Consider the following 17,688-nt stretch of genomic DNA (forward strand, 5'->3'; position numbering starts at 1 on the left):
CCGAAAACAGCAATTCTCAAGCGATAAGAATTCCGGCTTCCAGTTATTCGCCGAGATCGCAGGATAGGTGTATCCAGAAAGTCGCTGACTTTGGCCGTTCCAAATATTTGCGACACATCCAACGAAGCTTCCGGATTGGATCACTTTTTTGGTTTTGCTATCTCAGATTGGAAGGCCTGCATTTAACCATCCTTCCCGCCATTTCTCCGAGCATTCGGGAACGCTGAATATGGGCAGTCTCGTTTGCTCTTTGATGTCGAGATCTGGACGAAGTTCCTTCAGTTCAGCGACCGCAGCCGTTGCTGACTCAAGGTCTCCGTTTTGAGCCAGGGATGCGATGAGCATGAGATGCGTAATCACGAATTTCGCCCTAATGGCCAAGGCGTTTCGATTGGCATCTACAGCTTCGGCATAGCGCCCAAGTTGGAAAAATGAGGAGGCTTGCCCGACATAGGCTGCGTGCCGCATCGGATCTTTTGGACTGAGATTGATCGAGTGTGTAGCGTGTTCTAGGGCTTCTTCGGGTCTGTCGAGAAAATTCAGATTGATGCCAGCGAGCATATGAACGATCGCAGCGTTTGGATTTTCAGAGAGTGCTTGTTTGAAAACTGCGCGCGCGCGCGGCAGGTCTTGTGCAAGCATCGAGATCGAGTGTGCGGCGTAAGCCAACGCAATTCCATCCGCGCGATCACTTAATAATACACGTTCCGCTGCGGCGACGGCAGCCTTTGGCCCTTCGTCAATCGGTTTCAGCCCCTGCACCATCCTTTGGATATGCAACCACGCAAGCAATCCAGCTGCCGACGAATAATCAGGATCGCGCTCCAACGCCAGACGCGTAAGGCGAATGGCCTCACGGTTGTCTTCGTCCGTCAGCAGATGAAAGTGTGATTGAGCCTGAAGATAAAGTTCATAGGCATCCAGGTTTTCCGTCGGTTTCGCCCGAGCGCGGACCGTCTCGGCATGGCGAACGGACGGTTCGATCGCCGTGACAACTTCCTGTGTGACTTGATCTTGCAAGTCAAAAACATCGTCCAGCGTTCCATCGAAACGGTCAGCCCAAAGATGACTGCCATTCTCTGCATCAATTAACTGTCCTGTAATGCGAAGACGCTGGCCTGCTCGCCTTACCGACCCCTCGAGCACATATCTCACGCCGAGCGCCTGCCCGACTTCGCGAATGTCGGTACTCTTTCCTTTAAACGTGAAAGATGAGTTTCGCGCCACGACCATCAACCAACGAAATCGAGACAACTCTGTAATGATGTCCTCTGTAATTCCATCGGCAAAAAACTCTTGCTCAAGGTCGCCAGACATATTGTCAAACGGAAGCACAGCAATACCGGGTTTCTCAGATTTGACAGATGCACTTGTCATCGCCGAACCGACAGGCCACTGCCAGACACCAACGGGGCGAGTAATGTTTTTCAACTCAGTCTGCTGACCACCAGAGAACGACGCGGCGGCATTCCTGTCTAAGCTGTTATGTGCTGTGTCTGAAAGCAGTATCTGCCCCGGTTCTGCTAATGCCTCCAGGCGGGCAGCTATGTTGATACCGTCACCGAATATGTCCTCGCCTTCCGAAACGACTTCCCCGGTATGTATACCGATGCGGATTTGGATCTCCTTTGGTCGGTCAGCGAGCTGAACAGCAATCGCGAATTCTGTCGCGGCTGATGCGGAGCGAAACTCGACAATCCAGCCGTCACCCATGCTTTTGATCAGTTGTCCTTCATGAACTGCCAAAGCGGGTATCAGATGATCTTCACGGAAAATCTTCAGTGCTTTGAGCGTTCCGTCCCTGTCCTGATCCATCAACGCCGAGTATCCGGCGACATCAGCCGCCAGCACTGCAGCAAGCCTCTTTTCCATGTTTCTCCCCCCCGCTTGTTGGAAGCTAGCCAGAAGAAAGAGCACTGTCAGCCAGATATTTTGGCAAAGAGGTCCCATTGGGAAAGCGCAACCGCTTTTGGCTCGCTCCTACCTTAGGTGCATTGCAGCATCCGTATGCCAAGCTGATCCTTCGCAAACCCCCCACCAATAAACCGAATGACATGAACAACTAGCTGTAACACAATATGGTTGAGGAGAGTACTACGTGAGATGTATTTGACAGCATTTCAGACTGGTTGCAGAAGCTGGCCTTTTTCGATGGGGATATCGGTGGTTTAGTCCAGCAATTAAGCCATCGGTTGGTCGATGTTGGAGTTCCGGTCGCGCGTGTTTCACTTGGTCGTTTGATAATGCACCCCGTTATTGGACTGCTTGATGCGACTTGGGATGCTTCAAGCGATCGATTGGATTGGACTGTTATGCCATGGAGTTCGGTTACGGATGATCTTTTTGACAAAGCTCCATTTGGTGAAAACACCAAAGTAACAGAAAAACTCGCTAAGAAGATCATGAATACCGAGATTTGGGACTTGGTCGACAGCATGGATGGCGAATTTGAAATGATGCCGTCAATTCGCGCTGATCTCACTGATCCGTAGGTCTGGGAAAACTAACTAATATACCAAAAGCTTGCCGCATCGGGCATCACTGACTACCTCGTTTTTCTGCTCCGTTCGGAACACGCACGATGGTGCCTAAGTTAGCCGCTAAAACTAGGACACTCCGCCGAATGGCTCGGGCATTGCAGCCCGCAAAGCTGATAGGAACTTGGTTTGCGGAACCCATCAGGGCCAGAGGTCAAAACCGCTCAAACAGGCCGGACACATGACTGCTTCTGACGTATTCACAAATCGGATCAAAATTGTCTTGCTAAGCAGGAGCCACCCACACATGCCGTTCGCTGCGCCTGCGAGATATGCTGCAGAGCGAATTAACGCAAAGCGCAACAATGCTGGCCTTCGCTGCAGAAGCAGTGGAACGCCCAATGACGGTTTAGTTTGGCGCTGTTACACCTTCGAAAATGGCCAAATCACAGGATGCAACCCTGTCCAGTATTTCTTTGTATGGACGATGTTCCGGTCCAAGATAGTAGTCTTTGGCGACCTCTTTGCTGGGAAATTCCATCAAAATCAGGCGTCCTTTGGGCAGGTTTCCCTCGATCACTTCAAAATCCTCAGTAACAGCAAGAGGTTTACCGCCATATTTGAGCAAAATCGCGTGCGCCTCCGGAAGATAGTCTCGGGCGTGTGTTTCTGCATCTTTGACGCGGAGGAATGTCAGCATGTAGGCGGGCATGGTTTAATCCTTTGAAGGCCGGTGTATCTCTGGCTCACAAGCTGAACATTGGTTACAAAACATCAAGTAGGCACCTCGAGGTAACCATTGGAAAAGTGGAATGCGCCCGATCAGCAAAGAAGAATACGACCTGAAATGCTCCACGCGTCAGTTGTTTGAGCTAATGTCGGAGAAGTGGGTTCCAGGGTTGATATATACGCTGTCTCTTGGCCCCCAACGCCCCGGAAAGTTAGCAGGGCGGTTGCAGGGCATTTCAAAAAAGATGCTGACGCAAACCCTGCGCAATCTCGAAGACTGGGGTGTAGTTAAGCGTACGGTCTATGATGTGGTCCCGCCCCATGTGGAATACTCACTGACGTCGTTGGGGGAAAAGATGGTGGAGCCAATTGCGCTAATCCACGGCTGGGCTCAGCAAAACCGAGAAGACATTGCCAAAGTGTTTGCCCGACGGCAGGCTTCCAAGGAAACTTGAAGTCTATTCAGTCTTATCGTTGCTTATTAGCCGAGAACGTAGGCACATGCGGCCAATGTCCGGTCGCGCGCTATCCTGGATCAGTATTTCCCGTGTCTGAAGAAAATGGGTGAAGTTGTCAGGCATTCCCCGGTTCAGTCGGCTCGAATGCCAGGGAAGTGGTCCACCAGGAAATCGATCAAAACCCGCACCCGCCGCGGCAGGAAGGTTGTTTCCGGGCGTAGAATGAAGATCCCACCGCCAGCGTCTTGTTCAGTAAAATCAGTTAACACCGGCACCAGGTGGCCATTTGGCAGGTCTTGGGAGATGAGAAACTCTGGCAGCCAAGCAATGCCTCGCCCCGCGCAGCACGCTGCGTGGAGAGCTTCAAGACTGTTGCAAATGAAGCCGGGGCCAAGCCGCGCATGCCCGTGTGGTGCTCGGGCAAACCCCCAATCCGAAAGGTGCATCTCATGGCGCAGGCGCAGACATTTGTGTGTGGTAAGCTCTTCCGGTCGCTGAGGGGTGCCATACTGTTCGAGATAGGCAGTTGCAGCACATGGTACTCGCCGGTTGGTCATCAGTTTTCGCGAGACCAGGGACGAGTCGCGTAAGACACCGCTGCGGATCGCAAGGTCAAAACCTTCTCCGACCAAATCGACCGATTTGTCGGTCAGCAGCAATTCGATCTCAACCTCCGGATGTCGTTCCATGAATTCGATCGCAATGGGAACTACATGCAGGCGACCAAGAGCTGCGGCGCTTGTCACGCGGATTGTGCCGCGCAGCCTGTCGCCATCATCGGCAATATCCTCTTCAAGCGCTGTTAGGCGAGCAAGAAGACCCCGCGCTTCCTCCACATATCGCTGTCCTGCATCGGTTAAGGCCATGCGTCGGGTTGAGCGGACAAGAAGCGGCACCTTCAACCGCTCTTCCAGCTGGTGCACCCGTTTACCCACAGCGGACGGGGTGTATCCCAACACTCTAGCGGCGGCTGAGAAACTGCCGTGATCGACAACGGCCAGAAGGATCTCGATTTCTGTCTTATGTGTCATCTGTTCCAAAATCTATCAAGACGTGATCCAAATAGCCACCTTATCATGCAAAGTGATCCAAAGTATCTCAGGTTGAGATGAAAACTCCAAGGAAAACTGCTTTGAACACCGCTTCGAACTGTTCCCTTTTCTCGCCAATCACTTTGCCGAATGGGCGTTTATTGAAGAACCGGATCATCAAATCAGCGATGTCGGATTCGTTGGCGGATGGCCAGGGAAACCCAACTCCTTCTCAGATGCGGCTTTATGAACGCTGGGCTGAAGGAGGGCTTGCCGCGTCGATCATCGGCGAAGTGCAGGGTGATCCGAGGTACCCCGAGAAACCGGGCAATCTGGTTCTGGATGATGCAGCCGACCTGAAAGCGTTTCGCGACCTTGCGCGGCGCGGGTCGGCTAACGGAGCCCAATTGTGGTTGCAGCTTGGGCATGCTGGGGCAATGGCTCATCTTCCGATCAGCAAACCCAGAGGGCCAAGTGCCATCGACTTTCCTGATTTCCGCAGCGAAGCCATGTCAATCGCCGAGATAAGGGCCGTCCCAGATTGTTTTGCCCGCACCGCACTGCGTGCGGTGGAATTGGGATTTGGCGGCGTGCAAATCCATGCCGCACATGGCTTCCTCCTGAGCCAGTTTCTGTCGCCACTTTTTAATCGCCGAACTGATGCCTATGGCGGTTCGATAGAGGCGCGGATGCGGCTACTCATTGAAACAGTCGAAGCCGTTCGCGCGTCGGTCCCATCCGACTTTGTGGTAGCAGTAAAGCTGAATGCAACCGATCAACTCGACGGAGGTTTAACGGAAGACGAAGCACTCGAAGTCGTTGCAGGCCTTGAAGGCAAGGGTGTCGACCTTCTGGATATCAGCGGCGGAACCTATTTCCCCGGGGCACCTTCCAGCTCGGAACGCGCCACGAAGGGTCCCTACTTTGTCGAATTTGCACGCGCCGCGCGTCGACTGATTTCGGCTCCACTTATGGTCACCGGCGGCTTCAAACGCAAAGAGGAGGCTGAAGCTGCAGTCCGTTCAGGGGATGTGGATGTCGTGGGAGTGGCACGGGGTATTGTCCTCGATCCCTCCTTGCCCGCAAAATGGCGGACAGGTGAAAATGATCCCTCTTTCCCTCGCTTCGCCACCTTGCCGCCCGGAGGTATGACTGCTTGGTTTACCATGCGCATGACCGATCTCGGAGAAGATCGAGAGGATCAAGTTAACCGGGGCATCAGTGAAGCTATTACAGAATATGAGAAACGCGATGAATTGCGTGTCGTTCAGTGGAAGAGAAGGTTTTCTGTTCCGTAAGGTGTTCCAGCCCTGTAAGGGCGATTTTCCCCAAATCTGTCATTGACTCAATCTGCAGCGAAAGGCAGGCAACCACCCAATCTCAGGTGCTTCGACGGCCCATTCCTGCCGTTGGCCAATTGGTCAACCCGGCCTCAAAGGACAGATCAGCTATGCCGCTTATCTCGGAAAAGAGATGCAATACACGGTGGAAACATCGGTCGGATCTTTGTTTGTGATTGGTCCCGTCCAGGCACAGCCGTTTTTGCGCGGGGATAGCGTGTCTGTCGGCATCCTCGAAGATCAAGCGCGTTTGGTCTCCGCTTAACATGCGAATTCCGATTCTGCCGGCCATTCTTCACCACCGAGGGGACGCGCGCAGTGTGTCCAGCGATCAGTGGTTAAACCTCTTCGATGCACAGGAGTTTAGCGCAGCCATTTTTGATTGCGATGGCACATTGGTCGAAAGCGCGGAAGCGCATTTGGCTTCAATGCAATCCGCTGCGCAGGACCAAGGATTGGACATGCCCGCTAATTGGTATCACACACGCACCGGGCTGGACCGGCACAGCCTGTTCCGAGAGTTCCAAGCCACTACCGAAACCGCCTTCGACATCGACCGAGCATGTCACGTAAGCATTGCGTGTTTCTCGGACGCGGTTTCCCTTGTGAGACCCGTAACGCCGGTGTTGTGTTTTGCAAAAGCGCTGAGCAAACGAGGGATTTCATTAGCGGTCGCAACGAATGCGGAACGAAGCGTCGCTGAGCTGTCACTTGCAGCCGTAGGGATGAGGGATCTTTTCGACCATTTGATCAGTATCTCTGACGGCGTTCTGCCAAAACCTTCGCCAGAGTTATTCAAACTAGCGGCAAAACGTTTGGCGGTACCTCAAAACGACGTTTTGGTTATCGAGGATTCACCGCAAGGTGTTCAGGCAGCAATATACGCGGGCATGAGCGTCCTACAGCTTATCGATTGAAGCACGGGCATTTAATTGCCACCGTTGGTGTCAGGTATAGTCTATCTTCCACCAGTCCTTCGAAACGCAGCATTTTGCAGAATGGGTTCGATGCTGACCTCGGTGCCGGTGCAGCAAAGCCCCCTGCCCCGCAAATAACTGACACGGGGCGGCCCAGAGCGGCTTTTCAAACACCAATTCGACGCTTCAAAACCGAATCCCCAAAGCGGTCGTTCATAACACTAGCAATAGCCGATTGGCAGTGGGCCAGCGTCTCTGGACGAAGCTGGCCTCAGCTGTTTTTCCTGTCAAAAAAAACGTTTTCGCCACATCCCGAGCAAGTCAAGAGCACCCTTTTGCCACAACAGTCCCTATTTCATCATGTATCTCCAAATCACACCATTTTGTCTGGTTGGCCGAACCCACCTCCGCCTGGTGTCTCCATTACGAAAACATCTCCCGGAAGCAGTACTGACTGGTCGTTACCGCTAAGCTCTTGAACCAACCCGTTGCCGCGGACAATTGCGTTCTGTCCCGTCGCGCCCGGGGCGCCGCCAGAGGCACCGTGTGGATGGATATCCCGGTGGGACGAAAGGACGGTCACGGTTGTTTCTTCTAAGAACCGCAACCGCCTGCGGATACCATCGCCACCTTTGAACTCACCGGTCCCGCCCGAACCAGAGCGGATCGAAAACTCCTCCAACCGCACCGGGAACCGGCTTTCCAGTACCTCCGGGTCCGTCATGCGGGTGTTTGTCATGTGGCTGTGTACTGCACTGGTACCGTCAAAGCCCTTGCCAGCTCCGGTCCCTCCGCAGATGGTTTCGTAATTTTGATAGGTTGCATTGCCGTAGACAAAGTTGTTCATCGTGCCCTGGCTGCCTGCAACAACCCCAAGTGCACCATAAAGGGTGTCCGCAATGGCTTGCGAGACTTCAGTATTGCCGGAAATGACAGCCGCGGGCGCGTTGGGATTGATCATCGTTCCCGTCGGAACAATCAGATTCAGAGGTTTCATACAGCCTTCGTTCATCGGAATGTCGCTGCCGACCAACGTTCGGAACACGTACAAGACAACGGCACGGCAAATCGCCAGTGGCGCATTGTAGTTGAGCGGTGATTGGCCGGAAGTGCCCGAAAAATCGATGGTGGCGGTTCGGGATGCCTTGTCTACCGAAATTGCAACTTCGATTTTTGCCCCTCCGTCCAATGGGTAGGAAAAGCTGCAATCTCGCAGGACGTCGAGAACGCGTCGCACACTCTCCTCAGCGTTGTCCTGAACGTGCCCCATATAGGCGTGGACTGTTGGCAGACCAAACTGTGCCGATATCTTGCGCAGCTCGACCGCTCCGGTCTCGTTCGCGGCAATCTGCGCCGCAAGATCCGCCATGTTCTGATCGACATTGCGACACGGGTAACGCCCCGACGCCAACAGTTCGCGCGCCGCGACGTCACGCAATTCACCCCGATCGACCAACAAGAAGTTGTCGATCAACACGCCTTCCTCTTCTATGTGGTGACTATCAGGCGGAGCCGAGCCGGGGGTTTTACCGCCGATATCAGCGTGATGGCCGCGCGAGGCGACGGTGAACACAATTTTCTCACCCGCTTCGTCAAAAACTGGGGTGATAACGGTGACGTCGGGAAGGTGGGTGCCGCCGTTATAGGGGTTGTTCATCATGAATACGTCGCCTGGACGGATCTTACCCTTGTTTTGGCGCAGGATCGTTCGAACGCTTTCCGACATCGAGCCCAAGTGCACGGGCACATGCGGTGCGTTGGCAACCAGATCACCGTTTTGGTCAAATATCGCGCAGGAAAAGTCGTACCGTTCTTTGATATTCACTGAATACGCCGTATTGGCAAGGGTCGCCCCCATCTGTTCGGCGATAGACATGAAAAGGTTGTTGAACACTTCCAGCATAACCGGATCGACATTTGTGCCAACCGCCTCAACCCGCTGCAGTGGTATTTCGCGCGTCAGGACCAGGTTGCCACCGCTCAGACAGGTGGCGGTCCAGCCGGCTTCGACGACATTTGTCCCGGTGGGTTCGGTCAAGATCGCCGGACCTTTGATCGATTGGCCTATGCCAAGCTCCGTCCGATCGATAAGGGGAACCTGTTTGCGTTGCCCACTGCAATAAATCGTCACCGGAACCTGAGTGGCCTCGGCCGCGGTGTTGTCGGGCAAAGTGACCTGCTCACCCGTCTTTCCGATTGCCTCGGTCACCAGCATCTCGATGATCAGATCACTGGTATCCGGTGCAAATCCGAAGCGCTGCTTGTGCGCCTCAACGAAAGCATTGCGCATCGTATCCGGGTCGGAAAACGGCACCGACAGACTTTGCTGAGCGTCCGCGGGACGGATATGGGCAGTTGCTGAGATCGAAATATCGACCTCTGCCACACCCTGCGCTGCAACCTCAGCTGTAGCGGTCTGTGCCAGAGCATCACAGATATTCTGTGCCTCTGGATCCAGAATAGAGGACTGGAACTGGTGTTCCCGGATCGCAGTGATGTCCGCCAAACCCATTCCAAAAGCTGACAAAACGCCTGCATAAGGGTGTATGAAAATCCGTTCCATCCCCAACGCGTCGGCGACCAGACAGGCGTGCTGTCCCCCGGCGCCGCCAAAGCAATTCATAGTGTATTTAGTGACGTCGTAACCGCGTTGCACACTGATTTTCTTGATCGCATTTGCCATGTTCTCAACAGCGATGCGCAAGAACCCTTGGGCAAGTTCTTCAATCGACTTATCTGTGCCCATTTCAGCCGCCAGAGCTTCAAATTTTCTGCGCACAACTTCCTTATCCAACGGTTCGTTGCCTTCATGGCCGAAAACCGACGGAAAATGCTTGGGCTGCAGTTTACCAAGCAAGACATTGCAGTCGGTGACGGTCAGCGGGCCGCCGCGCCTATAGGCAGCAGGTCCGGGGTTGGCACCGGCACTTTCCGGCCCGACCTGCATCCTGCCATCGCGAAAGGACAGGATTGATCCGCCACCTGCAGCGACCGTATGGATCGACATCATCGGCGCACGCATCCTGACGCCAGCAACCTCGGTTTCAAAGGATCGTTCATATTCACCGGCATAGTGACACACGTCCGTAGACGTACCGCCCATGTCGAATCCAATCAGTTTGTCAAAGCCATGATCGGCTGCGGTGCGCACCATCCCGACCACGCCGCCGGCCGGACCGGACAAGATTGCATCACGGCCCTGGAAGAGATCAGCGTCAGTCAAGCCGCCGTTAGACTGCATGAACATCAATTGATTACACCCGCCTTCCTGCGCGCCCAGAGCTGTCGCTACCTGCGCTACATATCGGCGAAGAATGGGTGACAAATAGGCATCAACCACTGCGGTATCTCCGCGGCCGACCAGTTTGATCAGCGGGCTCACCACGTGGCTAAGCGAGATTTGTGGAAAGCCAACGGCACGCGCCAGCTCGCCAATCAGTTTTTCATGATTGGGATGCTGAAAGCCGTGCATAAGCGCGACAGCGACGGAACGATATCCTTCCGAATAGGCCTTTTCCAAAGCGGTTTTCGTTTTGTCGATATCCAGCTTTGTTACGACCTCGCCATCTGCCGCGATGCGTTCTTCGACTTCGACAACGTCTTCGTACAAAAGCTCGGGCAGTTGGATGTTCAGGTCGAACAGGCGCGGACGGTTCTGATATCCGATCCGCAAAAGATCGCGCAGCCCCTTCGTAATGAACAGAATGGTTCGGTCGCCTTTCCGTTCAAGCAGCGCGTTGGTCGCGACCGTGGTTCCCATCTTTACCGCACGAATTGACCCTTTTGGGATGTCCTGATCACTTTCCAAACCCAGTAATTCACGGACACCTTGTACGGCGGCGTCAGCATAACGCTCAGGATTCTCGGACAGCAACTTATGTGTCTGCAAACTCCCATCCGGCTTGCGTGCAACGATGTCGGTGAACGTGCCACCCCGATCTACCCAAAACTGCCACATGGACAAAACTCCTCTGTTTGCCGGTGAAACCGGCATTGAATTTCATGAAGGGGGAGGGAGCCTTGACGGTTTAGTACACCAGAGAAGGCAACCAGATTGCGAGCTTCGGGAAGACCAAAAGAAGCCCGAGCATGACGAACATGGTAACAACAAATGGCAATGCGCCGCGGATCACATCCATCATAGGTCCTGCTTTCCTGATCCCTTGTACCACATAAAGGTTGATCCCAATGGGCGGCGTGATCAGAGCGGTTTCCAGAAGTACCATCAACAAGATGCCGAACCACACTGGATCAAAGCCAAGCGCGACGACGATCGGAGTGACCAGCGGCGCCATGGTCAACAGCATGGACAGCGTCTCCATGAAGCAGCCGATCAGGATCAGCACCGCGACGATCATCAACATAGTTTGCATGGGGCTCCAGCCCAGCCCTGTGACAAAATCGGTCAGAGCTTGGGTCAGGCCGATGATTGAAAGGACAAAGTTCAGGAACACCGCAGCTATGATGATCAGCATGATCATGGCGGTCGTACGCATCGTGCCTTCGATCGCTTGACGCATGGTTTCCATCGACATCTTGCCGTTGAACGCCGCAAGCGCCATCGAGGCAACAACGCCCAATGCTGCGGCTTCGGTCGGCGTCGCCAGACCTGCGTAAATCGAGCCGACGACCACCATGAAGATGCCAAGAGGGGGGATCAGTGCGGGAAGTGCAGCAAGCCGCTCTGCCCAGCTGTGGCGTAATTGGTCCCCGCCCCATTCCGGCCTGATCATGCAGGCCACAACGACGGTTGCCATGAACAACAGTGCCAGCAGAAATCCGGGCAGAAAGCCCGCCAGATACAGTTCCGGCACGGACGTATTGGTCAACAAACCATACAGGATCAGGTTGATCGAAGGCGGGATGAGAATGCCGAGCGTTCCTCCGGCAGCCACGGTGCCGAGAAACAGCCGTTCGTTGTAACCCCGCTTTTTGATCTGCGGCACAGCCACCGTTCCGATGGTTGCGGCTGTGGCTACGGATGACCCAGACGTGGCCGCGAACAGGGCCGAGGATCCGATATTGGAATGCATCAACCCACCCGGCAACCATCCAAGCCATTTGACGATACCGTCGTACATCCGTTCGGTGATGCCAGCACGCAAAAGGATCTCTCCCATCATTACGAACATCGGGATTGCCACCAGCAGAAAGTCCGTGCTGGTCTGCCATGCCATATCCGATATTGCGCGGTGCAACGGCATCGGGCTGTCGGTCCATTGCAGGATCAGGCCCAGCCAACCCAACGAGGCGGCAATAGGTACGGCCAAACCGATGAGAGCAAGAAGGATCAGGAGTGTCTTGATCAGCATTGGTCTATACCGTCTCGTCTTCTATTTGTTCGTCCAGGGATTTCACGCCGATCAAGTCCTGTACTGCGGCCAGATCGCCTCGGAAGTACTGTCTGATCGCGGCCAGAGCGATCAGAACGCCTGAGCCGACAAAGAACATCCAACCCAAGAGCCACGGTATCTGGGGAATGGCCAGCGGAACGCGCATCGGTGTGATTGACCGGGAACCGTTAGCCAGCGTATCGGCCACCATTCCGCACACCATCACAACGATGACCAAGGCAAACCCTGTCAAAAGCACCAGGCCAAACAGGTTGATAAATGGGTGCAGGGCTTTGGGAATTGCTCCAAGCAGGGCATCAACTCGGATATGCGCGCGTTCAAACAGCGCAAAAGACAGCGCCAACGCGGTTGCCACACCGAAGGCATAGCCCGAGATTTCGTCCGCCCCGCCCAGAGAGATGTTGAAAACTTTACGCAGAAAAACTTCGAGAGTGATGAGGAAGGCCGAAAACACGATAAGTGTACCACCCAGCCACGTCATCCAAAGGCTCAGCCTTCGCGCGCCGCCTAAGAGCTTGTCTAACATTTTGATTACCTGATGTTTTGTGGTGGGGCGGCGGGAGTTCGACCGCCCCACTGAATAGGCCGGATTACTTGGCTTCGGCTTTCAGGCCAAGGATCGGGCCAACGGTTTCATTCCAGTTTGCAGCACAATCGGCGCCGCAGCGTTCCGCCCAACGGGCCAGCACGACATCGGTCGCGATCTTGTCCCGTGCGGTCAAATCGTCTGCCGTGGGTTCGACGAGCGTCATGGATCCGGCTTCTCCGATCTCACATGTGCCGCCGGTGATGCAGGAAATCGCAATATCATCTTCGGTTGCCGTCTCAACCCACATGGAGTCCGTTAGAACCGCGAGTTCGGTTTCCAAGAGTGCCTGTTGTTCGGGCGACAGGCTGTTCCATTTGTCCAGGTTCATGGCTCCGAATGCCAGACCCCAGCCGACACGTAAGGTATAGGCATGTGTGGCCACTTGGTTCCACTTGGCCGTATAGGCTGACATGGTCCCGGTGATCGCGCAGTCGACGACACCTTTCTCCAATGCTGGGATAACCTCAGAAAAAGCGACGGTCACGGATGTGCCCCCGACGCCCTCGACAAAATCACCCAAGGTCGTCGAATAAACACGGATTTTCTTGCCTTCCAGATCGGCAATTCCGTTCACTTCGGCGTTGCACCACAAGGTTTGGCTTGGGAACGGGTACAGCATCAACAGCTTGGCATTGTAGATTTCTTCGAACGCCGCGGACAGGGTGTCGAAATAGGCGTCGGCCACCTGTCGCTGAGTGTCGATATCCTGTGTCAGGGTAGACAAATCGGCACCCTCGAAAATCGCATTTTCAGCAGCAACGTAGCCGGGCAACCCAAATGCAAAATCAAAGACACCGTTCTTGACCATGCGCATGATCTCGAAGCCCTTTAGCCCCAAACCGGATTGCGATTGGATCTTTCCGACTATTTCTCCGCCCGATGCCGCATTAAGCCGCTGGTTAAAGAAAGGCTCTTCGTGTTTCTGGTAATTCGTGAGGCTGGACCAAGTTCCAACTGCGTTCAGAACCACGGGATTGTCGGCGATTGCAGCGGTTGCTGAAACAGCGAGCGCGCCGAGTGTTGTTGCGAGTTTCTTCATCTGGTTTCTCTCCTGTTGCATTATTTTGATGGGTAGATTGGTGTTTCGGCGTCATCAGCAATGTCGGTGATCAGCATGTGACCCGGCTTGTGTGTGATCGCGATTGAAGGTTTGGCATTCTTGATCGCAACCTGTGGCGTGACGCCACAAGCCCAGAACATAGGCGTGGTTCCGTCTGGGATCGGAGCCGGATCGCCCCAATCCGGGCTACTTACATCGGCGATCCCAATGATCGCCGGATCGCCCCAATGCACTGGACCGCCGTGTGCCAGAGGAAACTTGCGTGAGATTTCCACAACCTGGTCCAGCCTGACATCAGGGATCGCCCGCATACTGACAACCATTGGTCCCTCGAACGGACCAGATTTAACCGTTTGGATATTGGTCACGAACATCGGCACGGTACGGTCATTTTCGATGTGCCAGAGCGGTACTTTGGCCTGTTGCAATGAATGCTCGAAGGTAAATGAGCACCCCAATGCGAAAGCCACAAAATCATCGCGCCACAGGTTTCTGAGATCATGAACCGTGTCGGTGTGAACGCCATCGCGATAAATGTAGTAGGCCGGAGTATCGGTGCGGATATCGATATCACTGCCCAAGGTGTTCATGTTCGGATTACCTGTGTCGGAAACACCAACAATCGGACAGGGTTTTGGATTTCGCTGGCAGTAGCGCATGAAATCCAACGCGTAAGGTTCGGGCAATATCGCCAGGTTGGCCTGCAGGGTATTTCCGCCCAAACCGGCAGTGTGCCCGCGATAGGCCTGTGACCTGATCTGCGCGCGCACAGACCCTGTTGTCGCAGATTTTAGTGGCTCAAACAGATCGTTCATCACGACGCCTCCCTCATTTGGAATACGTTCGTGTGACCGAGGCATAAAATCAAATTGTATTATTTTTAGCTTCTACATAAAAAATTTTTATGCATGCTGAAGTGCTATTTCCTTGGCGATACCCGCTGCAGCCTCAAGCAGATGGTTGCGTGGATCACCCAGATAAGACGCAGAAAATTGAAGGGGTTCGGGAACCCATCCCGGGTTGAATTCGACCAGTTTTCCCTCTTGCACCAGTTTTTTTGCCAGCGAGATCGGGAGGGCGCCTACGCATAGCCCAGCCTCAACCATCCGAAAGCAAGATGACAATGAGGAGGACGGGAAAAGGGAGATTCCGGAACCGAACCGTTCGTACAGAGCGGCTCTCAATACCCGGTATGGCCGAGTGTTCTTGGCGTAGGTCGCGATAGGAATGCCGGCCAGATCGACATTTTGACCAACAGGTCCACCCGACGCCTGGAACCATGCCAGTGGCACATCCGGCAATACCACGTTGTCAACCGTGTAATCCGAGACCGGCCCAAGCAGGATACCCAGATCGATTTCACGCCCTAGCAACTGGTCCCGTAGGTTCAATGAAATGTCGACGCTGATCTCGATCTTGAGAGAGGGGTATTTTGCGCGCAACGCGCCGACGAATTCGGGCAACCAGCTTTGTGCGATGGTTTCGGACACGCCAAGGCGGATCAACCTGTCAACCGCGCTCGTGTCCACAACGTGCTCTTCGACCAGATCGGAAAGGTGCTGAAATTGCTCGGCATAGTGGATCAGCATATCCCCACGCTTGGTCAGGCGCATTCCGGCGCTTTCACGTTCAAACAACGACGTTCCCAAGACGTCTTCAAGGGACTTGATGCGCGTTGTCACGGCAGGTTGCGTAAGGTTGAGCACATCGGCTGCTTTGCTGACACTGCCGAAGCGCACGACAGCAAGAAATGTTTGTAGATGATCGAGTTTGAGCCGAGACACGCTGATCGCTTTCTGCTGAGAACGGTCCTGATCTTACTATCGTATTACCACTACACAACGCCCTCTCAGCACGGACGCTGAGTATTCCATGCACTCATGATCATCAAAAAGCGAAATCATTCCGATACACGCTTTTTCAGACGCTATTCTTAGTGCCCCCAAAGCCCCGCTCAAAATGTGCTATCCTTCAGACATCCGCCGACAGGCGCTGCTCGCTATTCCTCGGCGGATATCACACGGGGGATTGATTGATGACCGAATTTGACCTCGGCACGTATAGTCGTGCCATAACAACTTCATCCGATAAAGCTCAGGAACTTTTCGACCAGGGTCTGGTCTGGTTGTTCGGATATAATCATGAGGCCGCAGCCGCCTGCTTCGAACAAGCACTCACATATGACCCGAAATGTGGCATGGCACATTGGGGCGTCGCCTATGCCATTGGCCCCAATTACAACAAGCCGTGGGAGTTTTTTGAGCCCGATGAAAAAGTCGCAACGCTCGAGAAAGCCCAACAGTCAATCGAGGCGGCTATGGCGTTACGCAAAACATCTACGCAGGTCGAGGCCGCTTTGATCGAAGCGATATCACATCGTTTTCCTTCGGACCCCGAGATCGAGGATTACACACCTTGGAATGACGCGTTCGCGGATTCAATGCGTGAGGTCTATTCAAACAATCCAGATGATCTTGAGGTCTCATCCGTATTTGCCGAGGCTTTGATGAACCGCACCCCATGGCAGCTTTGGGATTTGAAGAAAGGGATTCCTGCCGAAGGGGCTTCGACCAAAGAGGCACAGACCGTATTGGAAACAGCGTTTGATACGCTTCATGGCGCTTGGGACCACCCAGGACTGCTGCATATGTATATCCATCTGATGGAGATGTCGCCTACACCCGAAAAGGCCCTGCGACACGGGGACCGGCTGGTCGATTTGGTCCCAGATAGCGGACACCTAGTGCATATGGCCACGCATATCGATGTTCTTTGTGGTGACTATCAGAATGTCGTCTGGCGCAATCATCGAGCCGCAGCCGTTGATCAGAAGTACGAATTGATGGCAGGGGGCGAGAATTTTTATACCGTCTATCGTATCCACAATGTGCATTTCGAAGCCTACGGCGCCATGTTCCTCGGGCAACCTGAAAAGGCACTCGCTGCATCGGAAGAGCTGATGCGGATGCTGCCTGACAATGTGATCCGGTTCTTCCCAGACCTGTTTGAATCTTTCTATGGCAAGAAGGTGCATGTCATGGTCCGATTTGGCATGTGGCAGGATATTCTGGATGAACCACTGCCCGAAGATGCCGAACTATACAGCTACACTACGGCCGCGATTCAACAGGCACGCGCGGTCGCACTTGCAAACCTGGGACAGCTGGACGCCGCCAAACAAGCACGTGAAGCGGCTGTTGAGGCGCGCAAGGCGGTGCCGGAAAGCCGTCTGGTCTTCAACAATACAGCCGAGGATGTTTTGATGATTGGCGAAGCCATGATGGATGGTGAGATCGCTTTCAAATCCGGAGACCAGGAAGGCGGACTAACCCATCTACGTCGGTCGGTCGAACTGGATGACGCCTTGGTCTATGATGAACCTTGGGGGTGGATGCAGCCAACGCGCCACGCGTTGGGCGCGTTGTTGATGGAGGCTGGTCAATTTGACGAGGCTGAAGCGGTCTACCGCGCCGATCTGGGCCTAGACGATACGCTGGCGCGCGCCTGCCAGCATCCGCGCAATATCTGGAGTCTTCATGGCTTGCACGAATGTCTGGTGCAGCGCGGCGAAGAGACTGAAGCGCGGCATATCAAACTCTTGCTGGATCAGGCGGCGGCGCGCGCGACGGTTCCGGTTCACGCATCCTGCTATTGCCGCAGCAAGGTGAGAGCTGCCTAGCCGTCCTCACCTATGTAGCGGTTGTAATTTGTTCAGACCCGTGGGCAAATCAGT

At 54.2% G+C, this 17,688-nt stretch carries 15 protein-coding genes; 6 read left to right on the top strand and 9 right to left on the bottom strand.

Going from position 1 to position 17,688, the window contains the following annotated elements:
- Positions 1-162: 162 nt before the first annotated feature.
- Positions 163-1,950 (bottom strand): adenylate/guanylate cyclase domain-containing protein, encoded by a 1,788-nt coding sequence (locus ACRZ91_RS12815; protein ID WP_480905912.1) that lies wholly within the window; start codon positions 1,948-1,950, stop codon positions 163-165.
- A 179-nt stretch (positions 1,951-2,129) separates the two neighbouring features.
- Here ACRZ91_RS12815 and ACRZ91_RS12820 point away from each other — a divergent pair, with 179 nt between their 5' ends.
- A complete protein-coding gene (locus ACRZ91_RS12820) occupies positions 2,130-2,492 on the top strand; it encodes a hypothetical protein (RefSeq protein WP_480905914.1) in 363 nt (120 codons plus the stop codon).
- A gap of 394 nt (positions 2,493-2,886) precedes the next feature.
- Here the strand turns inward: ACRZ91_RS12820 and ACRZ91_RS12825 are convergent, their stop codons facing one another.
- Positions 2,887-3,189 carry a DUF1330 domain-containing protein gene (locus ACRZ91_RS12825; RefSeq protein ID WP_170771790.1) on the bottom strand — a complete coding sequence of 101 codons (303 nt, stop codon included), beginning with the start codon at positions 3,187-3,189 and terminating at the stop codon, positions 2,887-2,889.
- A gap of 100 nt (positions 3,190-3,289) precedes the next feature.
- On the opposite strand from ACRZ91_RS12825, the gene ACRZ91_RS12830 reads away from it, so the two are divergent.
- Positions 3,290-3,661: a winged helix-turn-helix transcriptional regulator gene (locus tag ACRZ91_RS12830; protein ID WP_480905917.1), complete on the top strand. Its 372-nt coding sequence runs from the start codon at positions 3,290-3,292 to the stop codon at positions 3,659-3,661.
- 134 nt (positions 3,662-3,795) lie between these two features.
- Here ACRZ91_RS12830 and ACRZ91_RS12835 read toward each other — a convergent pair whose 3' ends face one another.
- Positions 3,796-4,695 carry a LysR family transcriptional regulator gene (locus ACRZ91_RS12835; protein ID WP_480905920.1) on the bottom strand — a complete coding sequence of 300 codons (900 nt, stop codon included), beginning with the start codon at positions 4,693-4,695 and terminating at the stop codon, positions 3,796-3,798.
- Between the two features lie 101 nt (positions 4,696-4,796).
- Here ACRZ91_RS12835 and ACRZ91_RS12840 point away from each other — a divergent pair, with 101 nt between their 5' ends.
- From ACRZ91_RS12840 to ACRZ91_RS12850, 3 genes are all read left to right on the top strand, one after another.
- A complete protein-coding gene (locus ACRZ91_RS12840; RefSeq protein WP_480905923.1) occupies positions 4,797-5,993 on the top strand; it encodes an NADH:flavin oxidoreductase/NADH oxidase family protein in 1,197 nt (398 codons plus the stop codon).
- Positions 5,994-6,111: 118 nt separating this feature from the next.
- A complete protein-coding gene (locus tag ACRZ91_RS12845; protein ID WP_480906342.1) occupies positions 6,112-6,300 on the top strand; it encodes a TOBE domain-containing protein in 189 nt (62 codons plus the stop codon).
- A 55-nt stretch (positions 6,301-6,355) separates the two neighbouring features.
- On the top strand, positions 6,356-6,952 hold the full coding sequence (locus ACRZ91_RS12850; RefSeq protein ID WP_480905926.1) for an HAD family hydrolase: 597 nt from the start codon (positions 6,356-6,358) through the stop codon (positions 6,950-6,952).
- 373 nt (positions 6,953-7,325) lie between these two features.
- Here ACRZ91_RS12850 and ACRZ91_RS12855 read toward each other — a convergent pair whose 3' ends face one another.
- The 6 genes from ACRZ91_RS12855 to ACRZ91_RS12880 all read right to left on the bottom strand — a co-directional run bounded on the left by ACRZ91_RS12855 (position 7,326) and on the right by ACRZ91_RS12880 (position 15,739).
- Positions 7,326-10,910, bottom strand: a complete 3,585-nt coding sequence (locus tag ACRZ91_RS12855) for a hydantoinase B/oxoprolinase family protein (protein ID WP_480905929.1) — start codon at positions 10,908-10,910, stop codon at positions 7,326-7,328.
- A 70-nt stretch (positions 10,911-10,980) separates the two neighbouring features.
- Entirely contained in the window at positions 10,981-12,264 is a 1,284-nt protein-coding gene (locus tag ACRZ91_RS12860) for a TRAP transporter large permease (protein WP_480905932.1), read from the bottom strand.
- Positions 12,265-12,268: 4 nt separating this feature from the next.
- Positions 12,269-12,832 (bottom strand): TRAP transporter small permease subunit, encoded by a 564-nt coding sequence (locus tag ACRZ91_RS12865; protein ID WP_480905936.1) that lies wholly within the window; start codon positions 12,830-12,832, stop codon positions 12,269-12,271.
- Between the two features lie 64 nt (positions 12,833-12,896).
- A complete protein-coding gene (locus tag ACRZ91_RS12870; RefSeq protein ID WP_480905939.1) occupies positions 12,897-13,934 on the bottom strand; it encodes a TRAP transporter substrate-binding protein in 1,038 nt (345 codons plus the stop codon).
- Positions 13,935-13,954: 20 nt separating this feature from the next.
- A complete protein-coding gene (locus ACRZ91_RS12875; protein WP_480905942.1) occupies positions 13,955-14,770 on the bottom strand; it encodes a putative hydro-lyase in 816 nt (271 codons plus the stop codon).
- Positions 14,771-14,857: 87 nt separating this feature from the next.
- The gene (locus ACRZ91_RS12880) at positions 14,858-15,739 is read right to left on the bottom strand and encodes a LysR family transcriptional regulator (RefSeq protein WP_480905944.1); all 882 of its coding nucleotides are present in this window, start codon (positions 15,737-15,739) and stop codon (positions 14,858-14,860) included.
- Between the two features lie 251 nt (positions 15,740-15,990).
- Between ACRZ91_RS12880 and ACRZ91_RS12885 the strand changes: the two genes are divergently transcribed.
- Complete coding sequence (locus ACRZ91_RS12885) at positions 15,991-17,634, top strand: hypothetical protein (RefSeq protein ID WP_480905947.1); 1,644 nt, start codon at positions 15,991-15,993, stop codon at positions 17,632-17,634.
- The last annotated feature ends 54 nt before the right edge of the window (positions 17,635-17,688 follow it).

The sequence above is a fragment of the Ruegeria sp. O11 genome (genome assembly GCF_056535285.1).

Bases quoted from the DNA above. Each gene is read 5' to 3' on its own strand.
- ACRZ91_RS12815 (WP_480905912.1), bottom strand. From the start codon at position 1,950: ATGGGACCTCTTTGCCAAAATATCTGGCTGACAGTGCTCTTTCTTCTG.
- ACRZ91_RS12825 (WP_170771790.1), bottom strand. From the start codon at position 3,189: ATGCCCGCCTACATGCTGACATTCCTCCGCGTCAAAGATGCAGAAACA.
- ACRZ91_RS12830 (WP_480905917.1), top strand. From the start codon at position 3,290: ATGCGCCCGATCAGCAAAGAAGAATACGACCTGAAATGCTCCACGCGT.
- ACRZ91_RS12835 (WP_480905920.1), bottom strand. From the start codon at position 4,695: ATGACACATAAGACAGAAATCGAGATCCTTCTGGCCGTTGTCGATCAC.
- ACRZ91_RS12855 (WP_480905929.1), bottom strand. From the start codon at position 10,910: ATGTGGCAGTTTTGGGTAGATCGGGGTGGCACGTTCACCGACATCGTT.
- ACRZ91_RS12860 (WP_480905932.1), bottom strand. From the start codon at position 12,264: ATGCTGATCAAGACACTCCTGATCCTTCTTGCTCTCATCGGTTTGGCC.
- ACRZ91_RS12865 (WP_480905936.1), bottom strand. From the start codon at position 12,832: ATGTTAGACAAGCTCTTAGGCGGCGCGCGAAGGCTGAGCCTTTGGATG.
- ACRZ91_RS12870 (WP_480905939.1), bottom strand. From the start codon at position 13,934: ATGAAGAAACTCGCAACAACACTCGGCGCGCTCGCTGTTTCAGCAACC.
- ACRZ91_RS12875 (WP_480905942.1), bottom strand. From the start codon at position 14,770: ATGAACGATCTGTTTGAGCCACTAAAATCTGCGACAACAGGGTCTGTG.
- ACRZ91_RS12885 (WP_480905947.1), top strand. From the start codon at position 15,991: ATGACCGAATTTGACCTCGGCACGTATAGTCGTGCCATAACAACTTCA.